Source organism: Enterobacter sp. 61D5, from assembly GCF_034107965.1.
Classification (GTDB): Bacteria; Pseudomonadota; Gammaproteobacteria; order Enterobacterales; family Enterobacteriaceae; genus Enterobacter; species Enterobacter cloacae_M.
Genome location: NZ_JAWNFK010000006.1, coordinates 5211 through 19389, shown reverse-complemented (window position 1 = coordinate 19389; position 14179 = coordinate 5211). Strand labels below are relative to the sequence as shown.

At 54.9% G+C, this 14179-nt stretch carries 15 protein-coding genes and 1 pseudogene; 6 read left to right on the top strand and 10 right to left on the bottom strand.

The window, feature by feature from the left end; all coding sequences use genetic code 11:
- Positions 1–10: 10 nt before the first annotated feature.
- Genes sirB1 through hemA form a run of 5 tightly spaced genes read right to left on the bottom strand, consistent with a single transcriptional unit; the run spans position 11 to position 4423 of the window.
- Positions 11–820 carry an invasion regulator SirB1 gene (gene sirB1 / locus UTM25_RS05315; protein ID WP_023312124.1) on the bottom strand — a complete coding sequence of 270 codons (810 nt, stop codon included), beginning with the start codon at positions 818–820 and terminating at the stop codon, positions 11–13.
- 3 nt (positions 821–823) lie between these two features.
- Positions 824–1216, bottom strand: a complete 393-nt coding sequence (gene sirB2 / locus UTM25_RS05310; RefSeq protein WP_194399452.1) for an invasion regulator SirB2 — start codon at positions 1214–1216, stop codon at positions 824–826.
- Positions 1213–2043, bottom strand: coding sequence for a peptide chain release factor N(5)-glutamine methyltransferase (gene prmC, locus UTM25_RS05305; protein ID WP_194399453.1), 831 nt, complete (start codon positions 2041–2043; stop codon positions 1213–1215). Before prmC ends, sirB2 begins: the two co-directional genes overlap by 4 nt.
- On the bottom strand, positions 2043–3125 hold the full coding sequence (gene prfA, locus UTM25_RS05300; protein WP_021240360.1) for a peptide chain release factor 1: 1083 nt from the start codon (positions 3123–3125) through the stop codon (positions 2043–2045). Before prfA ends, prmC begins: the two co-directional genes overlap by 1 nt.
- 41 nt (positions 3126–3166) lie before the next feature.
- The gene (gene hemA / locus UTM25_RS05295; RefSeq protein ID WP_023335999.1) at positions 3167–4423 is read right to left on the bottom strand and encodes a glutamyl-tRNA reductase; all 1257 of its coding nucleotides are present in this window, start codon (positions 4421–4423) and stop codon (positions 3167–3169) included.
- A 201-nt stretch (positions 4424–4624) separates the two neighbouring features.
- Between hemA and lolB the strand changes: the two genes are divergently transcribed.
- From lolB to dauA, 4 genes are all read left to right on the top strand, one after another.
- Positions 4625–5236: a lipoprotein insertase outer membrane protein LolB gene (gene lolB / locus UTM25_RS05290; protein ID WP_194399454.1), complete on the top strand. Its 612-nt coding sequence runs from the start codon at positions 4625–4627 to the stop codon at positions 5234–5236.
- Positions 5233–6102 (top strand): 4-(cytidine 5'-diphospho)-2-C-methyl-D-erythritol kinase, encoded by an 870-nt coding sequence (gene ispE, locus UTM25_RS05285; RefSeq protein ID WP_194399455.1) that lies wholly within the window; start codon positions 5233–5235, stop codon positions 6100–6102. Before lolB ends, ispE begins: the two co-directional genes overlap by 4 nt.
- Before the next feature lie 125 nt (positions 6103–6227).
- Complete coding sequence (gene prs / locus UTM25_RS05280) at positions 6228–7175, top strand: ribose-phosphate diphosphokinase (protein ID WP_003856663.1); 948 nt, start codon at positions 6228–6230, stop codon at positions 7173–7175.
- A gap of 124 nt (positions 7176–7299) precedes the next feature.
- On the top strand, positions 7300–8979 hold the full coding sequence (gene dauA, locus UTM25_RS05275; RefSeq protein ID WP_194399456.1) for a C4-dicarboxylic acid transporter DauA: 1680 nt from the start codon (positions 7300–7302) through the stop codon (positions 8977–8979).
- On the opposite strand, the gene UTM25_RS05270 is transcribed toward dauA, so the two are convergent.
- Together UTM25_RS05270 and ychH are read right to left on the bottom strand one after the other, a co-directional pair.
- The gene (locus UTM25_RS05270; protein ID WP_194399457.1) at positions 8965–10023 is read right to left on the bottom strand and encodes a MerR family transcriptional regulator; all 1059 of its coding nucleotides are present in this window, start codon (positions 10021–10023) and stop codon (positions 8965–8967) included. The genes dauA and UTM25_RS05270 overlap by 15 nt on opposite strands.
- 120 nt (positions 10024–10143) lie before the next feature.
- Positions 10144–10419, bottom strand: a complete 276-nt coding sequence (ychH, locus tag UTM25_RS05265; protein ID WP_029741609.1) for a stress-induced protein YchH — start codon at positions 10417–10419, stop codon at positions 10144–10146.
- A gap of 274 nt (positions 10420–10693) precedes the next feature.
- Here ychH and pth point away from each other — a divergent pair, with 274 nt between their 5' ends.
- Positions 10694–11278, top strand: a complete 585-nt coding sequence (gene pth, locus UTM25_RS05260; RefSeq protein ID WP_023336005.1) for an aminoacyl-tRNA hydrolase — start codon at positions 10694–10696, stop codon at positions 11276–11278.
- Between the two features lie 126 nt (positions 11279–11404).
- Positions 11405–12499 carry a redox-regulated ATPase YchF gene (ychF, locus tag UTM25_RS05255; RefSeq protein ID WP_010432886.1) on the top strand — a complete coding sequence of 365 codons (1095 nt, stop codon included), beginning with the start codon at positions 11405–11407 and terminating at the stop codon, positions 12497–12499.
- A 61-nt stretch (positions 12500–12560) separates the two neighbouring features.
- Here the strand turns inward: ychF and UTM25_RS05250 are convergent, their stop codons facing one another.
- The 3 genes and pseudogenes from UTM25_RS05250 to UTM25_RS05240 all read right to left on the bottom strand — a co-directional run.
- On the bottom strand, positions 12561–12998 hold the full coding sequence (locus tag UTM25_RS05250) for a tetratricopeptide repeat protein (protein ID WP_233469369.1): 438 nt from the start codon (positions 12996–12998) through the stop codon (positions 12561–12563).
- A gap of 102 nt (positions 12999–13100) precedes the next feature.
- Positions 13101–13664 carry a hypothetical protein gene (locus UTM25_RS05245; RefSeq protein WP_194399458.1) on the bottom strand — a complete coding sequence of 188 codons (564 nt, stop codon included), beginning with the start codon at positions 13662–13664 and terminating at the stop codon, positions 13101–13103.
- Between the two features lie 7 nt (positions 13665–13671).
- A pseudogene (locus UTM25_RS05240) lies at positions 13672–14179 on the bottom strand (type IV secretion protein Rhs); the annotation flags it as partial.

Genomic DNA, 14179 nt, shown 5'->3' with positions numbered 1-14179 from the left:
GGAATTAAGATTAATGCAGTGTAATTTGTTTGTGCGAGATCGCGTTGATCTGCGCACGAATCATTTCGCTAATGGGGTCTTCCGGACACTGCTCAACGAAATAATTCAAATCATTCAGCGCCACGTGCTCACAGTCGAGCTGGGCATAGATCAACCCGCGATCGCGAATTTCGTACGGGTCTTCCGGGTTGAACTGCAGCAGCACTTCGCTGGCGCGCAACGCCAGCTCCATCTGACGCTCTTCCATTAACGCGGACTTCAGCGTATCCAGCAGCTTGCGAATGACCTCTGCGTTATCCGCCTCGTCGAGATCTTCGTTGAAGAGTTCAGCCACCGGGCTGATATTGCCTTTCAGCCACACGTCCAGCGTATGTTCATCCAGCGTGTCGCCGTTGAAGGGATTAATGAGCCACATTTCACCGTCCAGCCACTCAGCGCGCAGGATCATCTGCGTCGGGAAAATGACCGGGACCAGCGGAATATCCAGACGGTGCGCGACCCACAGCAAGATAGAGCCCAGCGCCACGGCGCTGCCCTGACGATTTTTTAAGACCTGGTCCAGCCATAACGCGTCAGACAGGCGATACACGCCCCGCGTGTCGCAGAAACCCCATTCGCCGTAGAAAAGCTCCAGCAGCTTCTCTAATTGCCAGTCTTGCGGGCGGGCCTGATTAATCTCTTCACGCGCCAGGCTGACCAGATTCTCCAGCTCATCGTAGACAAACTGCGACGTAAAATCGTCGCGAATCATCTCAGAAATCAGGATCATGCCATCGCAAAGCGGCACTTTATTAAATTCGAAATCGGCTAAGGACCTCATGACTTACCCCAGTAACGGTATTCTTGTGGTGGCGAGTTTAATGATGATGTACAGCACCACCAGACCCAGCAGAAAGGCGATAAACCCGACCTGCTGGCTGCGCGGACGACGACGCCCAAGCGCGATAAAACCCAAAACGATGTAGATGATAACGCCAAACAGCTTTTCAGTCAGCCATGCACCTTTATCAGTAAATGGCAGATAGCCGGTCTTCCACATGAGCCCGGCACCGGAAAGGAGCAATAGCGTGTCGATGCAGTGCGGCGCGATACGCACCCAGCTGGCATCCGTCAGCGGATTGTTGCTGTAGCGCCACCAGTAACGGACGATGAAAAAGCTGACGGTCAGCGCAACGGAAATCAGGTGGACGGTAATGAGCACGGTAAACAGGCTCATAGCCACTGCCCCAGCGTCAGGCGTTCGTTGCCGCCGTAGTCGCGGCAGGTTTCGACAGCGGCGTAGCCAGCTTGCGTAAACAGTGCCCGAACGGCCTCTCCCTGCGTCCAGCCATGTTCCACGAGCAGCCAGCCGCCGGAAAGCAAGTGTTTCCGTGACGTTGTCACAATGTGATCGAGATCGGCTAATCCCGCGTCGGCGGCCACGAGCGCCGTCAGCGGTTCGAAGCGCACGTCTCCCTGCGCAAGGTGCGGGTCATGTTCGTCGATGTAGGGAGGATTGCTAACAACCATCGCAAATGAGCGATTCTCCAGCGCGGCAAACCAGCTGCTTTGCAGCACCGTCACGTTGCTCAGACCAAGACGTTGCACGTTACGCTGCGCCAGCGCCACCGCATTGGGCATTACGTCCACCGCCGTCACCGTGCAGTCGGGCCGCTCGGTAGCGAGCGCCAGCGCGATAGCCCCGGTGCCGGTACCGAGATCGAGAATGCTGCAGGCCGCCGCCGGTAAATGCGCCAGCGCCTGCTCCACCAGACACTCGGTATCCGGACGCGGGATCAGCGTCGCCGCCGAGACGTACAGCGGTAACGACCAGAACTCACGCTCACCGACAAGGTGCGCCACCGGCTCGCCGGTTTTACGGCGGGCAAGCAGCGCGGCGAGCTGCGCTTCCTGTTCCGCGGTCAGTTCGGTTTCGCCAAAAGCCAGCAGATACGTGCGGGCTTTACCCGTCACATGCTCAAGCAAAATTTCGGCGTCGCGTTTCGGGCTTTCGCTTTCTGAAAGCTCACCGGCCGCCTCACGTAACCAGCGCTGAAAATCCATTATTCCTGCTCGGACAGCGCCGCCAGCTGGTCGGCCTGGTATTCCTGCACGATAGGCTCGATCAGCATATCCAGCTTCCCTTCCATCACCTCGTCCAGACGGTACAGCGTCAGGTTGATGCGGTGGTCGGTTACGCGCCCCTGAGGGAAGTTATAGGTGCGGTTACGGTCGCTGCGATCGCCGCTGCCCAGCAGGTTACGGCGCGTAGAGGCTTCCGCCTGCTGGCGTTTCGCCATTTCGGCTGCGTGGATACGCGCGCCCAGCACGGACAACGCTTTGGCTTTATTTTTGTGCTGCGAACGCTCGTCCTGACATTCAACCACGATGCCGGTCGGCAGGTGGGTAATACGGATGGCGGAATCGGTGGTGTTAACGTGCTGACCGCCCGCGCCAGAGGAGCGGAACGTATCAATACGCAGGTCTGCAGGATTGATGTCCGGCAGTTCAGCTTCAGGCAGCTCCGGCATCACCGCAACCGTACAGGCGGAGGTGTGAATGCGGCCCTGAGATTCGGTGGCCGGCACGCGCTGCACGCGGTGACCGCCGGATTCAAACTTGAGACGACCGTACACGCCGTCGCCGCTGATCTTGGCGATAACCTCTTTGTAGCCACCATGTTCGCCTTCGTTGGCGCTCATGATCTCCACGCGCCAGCGACGCGATTCGGCGTAGCGGCTGTACATGCGGAACAGATCCCCTGCAAACAGCGCCGCTTCGTCACCGCCGGTACCGGCGCGCACTTCAACAAACGCGTTACGCTCATCGTCCGGATCTTTCGGCAGCAGAAGCACCTGAAGCTGCTGCTCCATCTCTTCAGAACGCGCTTTCGCATCCTGCAACTCTTCCTGCGCCATCTCGCGCATTTCAGGATCGTCGAGCATCATCTGCGCGGTTTCGATATCTTCCTGAACCTGTCGCCAGTCGGTAAAGCATTTAGAAACATCACTTAACTGCGCGTATTCACGCGAGAGCGCGCGAAAACGTTCCTGGTCCGCAATGGTCCCGGCATCCCCGAGCAGCGCCTGTACTTCTTCATGGCGCTCGTGCAGAGCTTCCAGTTTAGCGACGATAGAAGGCTTCATAGGCGTAAGTGCACCTTGTCTTAGAAAATGGGTATAGGGCGCTATTCCAGCCCGAGGCTGTTGCGCAGAATAGTCAGGCGTTCATCATCCCCGTCACGGGCGGCCTGCTGAAGAGATTTGGTTGGTGCATGGATCAGGCGGTTGGTCAGTTTCCACGCCAGATCCTGCATAATCGCATTCGCGTCGCCGCCCTGTTCAAGTGCCGCTAACGCTTTGGCAGTCAGGTCATCACGCACCTGCTCCGCCTGCCCGCGGTACTCGCGGATGGTCTCGCTGACGCTTTGCGCGCGCAGCCAGGCCATAAACTCACTGGTTTCCTGCTCAACGATGGTTTCCGCCTGAACCGCCGCCGCTTTACGCTGGGCAAGGTTGTGCGAAATGATGCTTTGCAGGTCATCCACGCTGTAGAGATAGGCGTTAGGCAGCTTGCCCACTTCCGGCTCAACATCGCGCGGGACGGCGATATCCACCAGCAGCATCGGCTGATTACGGCGGGACTTCAGCGCACGCTCCACCATCCCTTTTCCGATAATCGGCAGCGGGCTGGCGGTTGAGCTGATAATAATGTCCGCCTCTTTCAGGCGTTCATCGATGTCGCTCAGGGCAACCACCTCTGCACCCACTTCATCCGCCAGCACCTGCGCGCGTTCGCGGGTGCGGTTTGCGATAATCATCTTTTTCACTTTATGCTCGCGCAGATGGCGCGCCACAAGTTCGATGGTTTCGCCCGCACCCACCAGCATCACGGTGACGGTAGACAGGGATTCAAAGATTTGGCGTGCAAGGGTGCAGGCCGCGAAAGCAACAGAAACCGCACTGGCACCAATGTCGGTTTCGGTTCGCACACGCTTCGCCACGGAGAACGACTTCTGGAACATGCGCTCCAGCTCGCTGGCCTTCAGATGCCCTTTTTGCGAATCCGCAAAGGCTTTTTTCACCTGCCCCAGAATTTGCGGCTCGCCCAGCACCAGTGAATCCAGCCCGCTGGCGACGCGCATCAGATGGCTGACGGCATCGTTGTCCTGATGCCAGTACAGGCTGTTGCGCAGCTCGTCTTCATTGAGATTGTGGTAATCGCATAGCCAGCGGATCAGCGCTTCATGCAGGTTGTCCTGCTCTTCCACGCTTAAATACAGCTCGGTACGGTTGCACGTCGAGAGCACCACACCACCCTGCACCATCGGCTGTGCAAGCAGGCTGTCCAGCGCCAGGTCAAGCGTGTCCGGCGAAAACGTCACGCGTTCTCGCAGCGAAACCGGAGCCGTTTTGTGGTTGATGCCGAGTGCTAATAGGGTCATGTTGAGCGGGAGTAGTACCAGCGTTAATAAGGTTAGCAGAACGCATCATACAGGATGCGCGAGATCAATAAAAGGGACTGCCCCCTTTCGGAGTAATAGGTTACACAACCCTTTGAGATAATTTGAACGTAGACGGTCGCCCCCTTCGACGCTAGCATTAACAGTTATAACTGCAACGTATCTCAAGGATTTGTCCTCATTATGACCCGACTGATTCGCCTGCTGCCGCTGGCAGCACTGGTTCTGACCGCGTGTTCCGTCACCCAACCAAAAGGCCCGGGCAAAAGCCCTGATTCACCGCAGTGGCGTCAGCACCAGCAGGACGTCCGTAATTTGAACCAGTATCAGACGCGCGGCGCTTTCGCTTATCTCTCTGACGAACAAAAGGTTTATGCCCGCTTCTTCTGGCAGCAGACGGGGCAGGACAACTACCGCCTGCTGCTGTTGAACCCGCTGGGCAGCACCGAACTGGAGCTTATCGCCAAGCCGGGCGAAGCGCAGATCACCGATAACAAAGGCCAGCACTATACCGCGACCGATGCCGAAGAGATGATTGGCAAGCTGACCGGGATGCCAATTCCGCTCAACAGTCTGCGCCAGTGGATCCTTGGCCTGCCGGGTGAGGCAACTGACTACACCCTTGACGACCAGTACCGCCTGAGCCAGGTGAACTACACCCAGAACGGCAAAACCTGGAAAGTGGTGTACAGCGCCTATGACAGCAAGAGTAAACCGTCGCTGCCATCAAACATGGAGCTGACCCAGGGCAGCCAGCGTATCAAGCTGAAAATGGACAGCTGGATCGTTAAATGATGACCCACTGGCCTTCTCCGGCAAAGCTGAACCTGTTTTTATACATCACCGGCCAGCGTGCTGACGGTTATCACACCCTGCAGACGCTGTTTCAGTTTATTGACTATGGCGACACGATCTCTATTGAACTGCGCCAGGACGGGCAGATTTGCCTGCTAACGCCGGTCGAAGGCGTGGCGCATGAGGACAACCTGATCGTGCGCGCCGCGCGTCTGCTAATGAGAGCTGCGGCGGAATCGGGCCGTCTGCCCGCGGGAAGCGGTGCGGATATCCGTATCGAGAAACGCCTGCCGATGGGCGGCGGTCTGGGCGGTGGATCATCCAACGCCGCCACCGTGCTGGTTGCGCTGAACCACCTCTGGGGCTGCGGGCTGTCGAAGGACGAACTGGCAGCCCTGGGCCTGACGCTGGGGGCGGATGTCCCGGTGTTTGTGCGCGGTCATGCGGCCTTTGCTGAAGGCGTGGGGGAAATCCTCTCCCCGGCTGAACCGCCGGAGAAATGGTATCTGGTTGCCCACCCTGGCGTGAGTATTCCGACCCCGGTCATCTTTAAAGATCCTGACCTGAAAAGGAATACCCCGGTTCGGTCAATAGAAACGTTATTAAATTGTGAATTCAGCAACGATTGCGAGGATATCGCAAGAAAACGTTTTCGCGAGGTTGATGCGGTGCTTTCCTGGCTGTTAGAATACGCGCCGTCGCGCCTGACTGGTACAGGGGCCTGTGTCTTTGCTGAATTTGACACCGAATCCGCCGCTCGTCAGGTGCTTGAGCAAGCGCCGGTTTGGCTGCATGGTTTTGTAGCACGCGGGATGAACACCTCCCCCCTACAGCAGACCATTCTGGCGCAGACTGAGTTTCGGTGACAACGTCACCCTGTTCCAGACGTTGCATCGCGCTCTTTAATACACCGCCTGGATAGCCTTCGCCTGGCCCGCACAGTTTGCGGCGAACGCTATCCACCACTGGACGCATGCCTGAGGTTCTTCTCGTGCCTGATATGAAGCTTTTTGCTGGTAACGCCACCCCGGAACTAGCACAACGTATTGCCAACCGCCTGTACACTTCCCTCGGCGACGCCGCCGTAGGTCGCTTTAGCGACGGCGAAGTCAGCGTACAAATTAACGAAAATGTACGCGGTGGTGATATTTTCATCATCCAGTCCACCTGTGCTCCAACGAACGACAACCTGATGGAACTGGTTGTTATGGTCGACGCCCTGCGTCGCGCTTCCGCAGGCCGTATCACTGCTGTAATCCCTTACTTCGGCTATGCCCGCCAGGACCGTCGCGTCCGTTCCGCGCGTGTGCCAATTACCGCTAAAGTTGTTGCTGATTTCCTGTCCAGCGTCGGCGTTGACCGCGTACTGACCGTTGACCTGCACGCAGAGCAGATCCAGGGCTTCTTCGACGTTCCGGTTGATAACGTATTCGGCAGCCCAATCCTGCTGGAAGACATGCTGCAGCTGAACCTGGATAACCCAATCGTGGTTTCTCCGGACATCGGCGGCGTGGTACGTGCCCGTGCTATCGCTAAGCTGCTGAACGATACCGACATGGCGATCATCGACAAACGCCGTCCGCGCGCAAACGTTTCTCAGGTGATGCACATCATCGGTGACGTTGCTGGCCGTGACTGCGTGCTGGTTGACGACATGATCGATACCGGCGGTACGCTGTGTAAAGCAGCTGAAGCGCTGAAAGAGCGTGGTGCCAAGCGCGTATTCGCTTACGCGACTCACCCGATCTTCTCCGGTAATGCGGTAAACAACCTGCGCAACTCCGTCATTGACGAAGTGGTGGTATGCGATACCATCCCTCTGAGCGACGAGATCAAAGCACTGCCAAACGTGCGTACGTTGACCCTGTCCGGGATGCTGGCCGAAGCGATTCGTCGTATCAGCAACGAAGAATCCATCTCAGCAATGTTCGAACACTAATCGAACACGGCCGAAAAACCCGCTGCGGCGGGTTTTTTTGTCTCCGGGTTTTATTTGTATGATTAATGCCTCCTTCACCTGCCATTCACATGACAGATGATGCGCATACGGATGATAGATAATTGTGAAAAACGTAGCCTCCTCACATGTTCTGCCCTTTCGCGCCCTCATCGACGCCTGCTGGAAAGAGAAGTACACCTCGTCACGCTTTGTCCGTGACCTGATTGCCGGGATCACCGTCGGCATCATCGCCATCCCGCTGGCGATGGCGCTGGCGATTGGCAGCGGCGTTGCGCCGCAGTACGGTCTGTACACCTCGGCCGTTGCCGGGATCGTCATTGCCCTGACGGGCGGTTCGCGCTTCAGCGTCTCCGGCCCGACAGCCGCCTTCGTGGTGATCCTCTACCCGGTTTCGCAGCAGTTTGGTCTGGCAGGCCTGCTGGTCGCCACCCTGATGTCCGGCGTCTTTTTGATTCTGTTTGGTCTGGCCCGCTTTGGTCGCCTGATTGAATATATTCCCCTATCCGTGACGCTGGGGTTCACCTCGGGGATTGGTATTACCATCGGAACCATGCAGATCAAAGATTTCCTCGGCCTGCAGATGCCCCACGTACCGGAGCACTACCTGCAAAAAGTGGGGGCGCTGTTTATGGCGCTGCCGACGGCCAACCTGGGCGACGCCGCCATCGGGATTGTCACGCTGGGTACGCTGATCGTCTGGCCTCGCCTCGGTATTCGTCTGCCGGGCCATCTGCCCGCGCTGCTGCTGGGCTGCGCGGTAATGGCTATCGTCAATATGTTCGGTGGTCACGTCGCGACTATCGGCTCGCAGTTCCACTATGTTCTGGCAGACGGTTCACAGGGTAGCGGCATTCCGCAACTGCTACCGCAGCTGGTGCTGCCGTGGGACATGCCCGGCTCCAGCTTTACCCTAAGCTGGGATTCCCTGCGAGCCCTGCTTCCCGCCGCGTTCTCTATGGCAATGCTGGGGGCGATTGAATCCCTGCTCTGCGCCGTCGTTCTGGACGGCATGACCGGCACCAAACACAAAGCCAACAGCGAGCTGGTCGGTCAGGGATTAGGCAACCTCGTCGCGCCGTTCTTCGGCGGTATTACCGCAACGGCAGCCATCGCCCGTTCTGCGGCCAACGTGCGCGCGGGTGCAACCTCACCGGTTTCGGCGGTTATCCACTCCGTGCTGGTGATCCTCGCCCTGCTGATCCTCGCCCCGCTGCTCTCCTGGCTACCGCTTTCCGCCATGGCCGCCCTGCTGCTGATGGTGGCCTGGAACATGAGTGAGGCGCATAAGGTGGTGAACCTGCTGCGTCGCGCGCCGAAAGACGACATCATCGTGATGCTGATCTGCATGTCGCTGACCGTGCTGTTCGATATGGTTATCGCCATCAGCGTCGGGATCGTGCTGGCTTCTCTGCTGTTTATGCGCCGCATTGCGCAGATGACGCGCCTTTCCCCGGTTAACGTGGAGGTGCCTGAAGATGTGCTGGTGCTGCGCGTGATTGGCCCGCTGTTTTTCGCTGCGGCTGAAGGATTGTTCAGCGATCTGGAGTCCCGCATCGCGGGTAAACGGATTGTGGTGCTGAAGTGGGATGCCGTACCGGTGCTGGATGCAGGCGGCCTGGATGCCTTCCAGCGCTTTGTTGCACGTCTGCCGGAAGGCTGTGAGCTGCGGGTGAGTAACCTGGAGTTTCAGCCGCTGCGCACCATGGCGCGCGCGGGTGTGCAGCCTATCCCTGGCCGACTATCCTTCTACCCTAACCGTGAAGCCGCGTTAGCGGATCTGTGAGCAACCTGATGCAGAGAAACGTCTTTGCATCATCACCCCGATCGCCTGCTGGAGCCAAGCAAGCACGGCAGGCGTCATCCAGGTTCCCTTCATCAGATGCGGCTCCTGCTGCATAGCCGTGCGAAACTTTTGCTGAGTCTCCGGGCTGGTGCCCGCGTAAGACTGGAACAATGTCAGCCAGTTTTCAGCCAGCTTTTGCGCATCGTCAGAGGCGGGGTCGATATTTTCCCGCTGCGCCTGATGCAGTTTTGCCACCAGCGGCGGCCACTCCATCATGCGGTCAAAGTAATGTGCCCGGGTAAAGGCCATCTCTTCGGCTGTGAGATACTTCTCCCATATGTTGAGCTTTGATTCCGCAAACGCGCGCGTGATGTAATCCGTCATCTCCGGCGTGATACCGGTCTGCACCTGCATCTGCGGTTCAACGCTATGCATTTCGTTCAGCCGGGTGAGAAACTCCGGCTTGCCCGCCGTATCCTGCTCCAGGCGTTCCATCCAGCGCGTCGCCAGATCCATGGCCCGCGGGTCCGTAACGGGTATGTGCTGTTTCAACAGCGTGTTTGCCTCTGCAACCAGCCCTGACCATATAGCCGCCAGCGCATCCTTCTGCACCGCAAACGGCAGCTGCTGTAACTCTTCTTTGCTAAACCAGCGATCGTACATATTCATTAACTCCAGAGTCTGTAGCCAGGATTCCAGATCCGGCGTCGCATCGTCGAGAAGCCCGGTCCGCAGCTCCACCAGCCGGCCGCGCAGCGTATGTATGCTGCGCAGCTGTTTATCCAGCAGCGTGATTTGCGCATCGAGTAACTCTGTTAACGACAGCGACTCCTGTTCCAGGAAATCCCTGATTTCAGCAAGTTCCAGCCCCGCTTTTGCCAGCGCCTGGATCATGTGCAGACGCTGGACATCCCCCAGGTTGTATAGCCGGTAACCTGCCGCGCTTCTGGCAGAAGGCAGCAACAACCCTGTTTGCTCATAGTGATGCAATGTCCGCACGGTGATCCCGGCACGTTTCGCCAGCTCACCCACCTGAATCAACATAACTGCTCCTTTTTCTTTGCCAGTGGCATCACTCTGGAGCCTTACGTTACGTGAGGGTCAACCTCTGATGCAAAAAAAAACGACTCCCTCGGGAGCCGTTTCGGCGTTCTTTATCAGGCACTAGCTGTGCTTATGCTGATCGCGACGACAGCGTTTGTCGTAGTGGCGCACCCACCAGTATTTATCGCAGACTTCCTCATGCCCGCTCACGCGTGCCCCGGCGAGCCACAATACCGCACCAACGAAGATGCTTAATATCGCGCCGTGCGCGAAGTATTGCGGGAGGTTAATCTGAGGTAACTGGTTTAAAATGGAATAACCCACGCCGCCTACCATCACGAACAGCCCCAATCCCATCAGTACGTTACCGAGTAACGAAGCGTTTTTGCGTTTCATGTGTCACCTCCGGAACTTTGGGTTGTCAGGGGAAAAGCCCCTAATCCTTTTGTGTAAAGTATAGACAACGCCCCTTTTATGAGTTGCGTGAATGATCACAATTACAGATAACCCCCAAACAAAAGTTTACAAATAAGGCTTTGAACAACTTGAAATTCTAATTGTTCAAATCAGAAATTATTCGTATTTCGCCGAGAAGATCGCAGAATTTTGTCAAGCGGCGCGCCAGACAGTAAACTACGCGCCAGATCTGGAACCCATTAGGAATTGAATCGTGACGATTAAACTGATTGTCGGCCTCGCCAACCCGGGCGCAGAGTATGCGGCCACCCGCCACAACGCCGGGGCATGGTACGTCGATCTGCTGGCCGAGCGGTTACGTGCTCCCCTGCGTGAAGAACCTAAATTCTTCGGGTATACCTCACGTATCAACCTTGCTGGCGCGGATGTTCGTTTACTGGTGCCCACCACCTTTATGAACCTGAGCGGTAAAGCGGTGGCGGCAATGGCAACGTTTTATCGCATCAATCCGGATGAAATTCTGGTCGCACACGATGAGCTGGATCTCCCGCCCGGCGTGGCAAAATTCAAGCTGGGCGGCGGCCACGGCGGCCACAACGGCCTCAAAGACATCATCAGCAAGCTGGGCAATAACCCGAATTTCCACCGTTTGCGCGTCGGAATCGGCCATCCGGGCGATAAAAACAAAGTTGTCGGTTTTGTACTCGGTAAGCCCCCGGTTTCTGAGCAGAAACTGATTGACGAGGCGGTAGACGAAGCGGCGCGCTGCACCGAAATCTGGCTGAAAGATGGATTAACCAAAGCGACAAACCGCTTACACGCTTTCAAAGCGCAATAATCCGCCCGATTCGGCTTTTTTACCGCGCGTCATGCGGGTTACGTGTATAATAGGCGTAGTTATTTACTTTTCATCAATCGGTTATCGTTAACGGATTGATTATCAAGATATTAAGGTGATTTAGAAATGGGATTCAAATGCGGTATCGTCGGTCTGCCAAACGTGGGCAAATCCACCCTGTTTAACGCGCTTACCAAAGCGGGTATCGAAGCGGCGAACTTCCCGTTCTGTACCATCGAACCTAACACCGGCGTTGTGCCAATGCCGGACCCGCGTCTGGACCAGCTCGCGGAAATCGTTAAGCCGCAGCGCATTCTGCCAACCACCATGGAATTCGTGGACATCGCGGGCCTGGTAAAAGGCGCATCCAAAGGTGAAGGCCTGGGTAACCAGTTCCTGACCAACATTCGTGAAACCGAAGCGATCGGCCACGTTGTGCGCTGCTTCGAGAATGACAACATCATCCACGTTAACAACAAAGTGGATCCGGCTGACGACATCGACGTTATCAACACCGAGCTGGCGCTCTCTGACCTCGACACCTGCGAACGCGCTATTCACCGCGTGCAGAAGAAAGCCAAAGGCGGCGACAAGGACGCGAAAGCGGAACTGGCTGCGCTGGAAAAATGTCTGCCGCAGCTGGAAAACGCGGGCATGCTGCGCGCGCTGAAAAACCTGACTGAAGAAGACAAGGCGGCGATCAAATACCTGAGCTTCCTGACCCTGAAGCCAACCATGTACATCGCCAACGTTAACGAAGACGGTTTCGAGAACAACCCGTACCTGGACAAAGTGCGTGAAATCGCAGCGGCGGAAGGTTCTGTGGTTGTGGCGGTTTGCGCTGCCGTTGAATCCGACATCGCCGAGCTGGACGACGCTGACCGTGAAGAGTTCATGGCCGAGCTGGGTCTGGAAGAGCCGGGCCTGAACCGCGTAATTCGCGCAGGCTATGAGCTGCTGAACCTGCAGACCTACTTCACCGCTGGCGTGAAAGAAGTGCGTGCGTGGACGATTCCTGTAGGTGCGACTGCACCTCAGGCGGCTGGTAAGATCCACACCGACTTTGAGAAAGGCTTTATTCGTGCGCAGACCATCGCGTTTGAAGACTTTATCACCTACAAGGGCGAGCAAGGCGCGAAAGAAGCAGGCAAGATGCGTGCGGAAGGGAAAGACTACATCGTTAAAGATGGCGATGTGATGAACTTCCTGTTTAACGTTTGATTTGTTTTGAATGAAAAAAATCCACGCTTTGGCGTGGATTTTTTTTCATAAATTACCGATTTTACGCCTTCTTGCGCAGATAGAACTCAAGGTATTTTTTAGGTCTATCCTGAAACGCACGCTCTTTGCCGTAGTTATAAGCATCGTTGAAATATTTATACGCTTCATCGAATTGATTCAACTCGTAACAGACCATGCCGAGGTCGATTGATGGTGCGGTGTCTATATCCGATCCACGTGTGCGCAAAGTCGTCTCTCCCCATTTCCTCGCCTCATCGTAATCCTCAAGATCAAAGTAAGCTCTGTACATGCACGCAGCGATCCAGTTAGCAATTTCCGATTCAAACTTTGGCTCAGGAAGAGCTTGCCAGGCTTTTTGGTATTGCTCTAAAGCTTCGGCGTATTTTTGGTTGTCGTGAAACTCGTTTCCTTTTTCAACAAGAGATGTAACTCTTTTTTCATCGAATTTATAGCATACGTTTTTCATATGTTTATTCATTACCATTCGTAAAGAGACCTCCTCGCCTATATAAAAGTGATATAAGCAATAAATGCTTTCAGAAGCATGAAAGTCTCTAAAATAGTAAGTTTTTATTGTTAACTAACCCAAAAAGAAATATTTAAAAGCTTCTGCCTCAACATCCTTAAGCTTGCTTTTTAGCATTAAATCGATATCTTCCAGAAAGTCCTCGCTGAAATTAAAATCATCATCTGTAGCATCACCATCATATTTACTTTGTTCTATCTCAATGGCAGAACAAAAAGCATCCAAAAAGTCGGCTAACGAATTCGAAATAATGAAATTTCTTTTTTGAATACTACCATAAACAGGAGATGTAATATTTTGGGTATCACAAAAAAGAACATCTCCATTTCTTTCAGCAAAGATTATATATTCATCGCGCCAGGTCGTGTCATTTTGTACTCGCCAGCCTGATAACATTTCATTAAGCTCTTGGGACTCAACAATCTGTATAAAGAAAGTACCATCAAATGTTGGGTGGTCATTTAAAATCAAATGGCTATAAAAAAAACGAATTTCGCCATTTAAATTCACTGGAAAAGAAGTTTCATTTTCATCGTCTGTATAGTCTATCTCTCCCATATTTAAATCATTCATTTTGAATTTGCTAACAAAGTCTTGGACTGCATTTTTTATGTTCATCTTTCCCCTATAATTGCTTACATCGTTGTCTGGATTTTAGTGTTCTTTCTCTATCGATTAAGCGCCCGCGCGTCGAGTTTTTAGTATTCCCTCTATGTCCTTGATCACCATGGACATGCTCATTGAACTTGTCGGGATGGTTATGATTTTTCAAGAAAACAATATTCCTCGGATCACCTTGCCATTTAGAACCAAGTGTACCATTGCCTTCTACCGAGTTGATATGATGCCCAGTATAGCCTGCCCGTGACATCACGGAAGTAAGACTCTTGTTCGGAGTCTTCAATATTAAATCTCTCTCTTGCGCTGTCCAATTCCTGGTGCCAGCCCCACCATCCTGCAATAAGGCTTTTTCTTGCACCCATGCCCTAGAGATAGCAGAGCTTCTAGCTCCGTTTTGAGCAGAAAGAGAATCGTGTGGGCGGTAGCGAATTAGATCTTCAGGAGTCAACCCCCACGGATCTACCCACCCCAGCGCATTCGGCGCATACTGGTAAAGGTTTATCCCCCCCGCC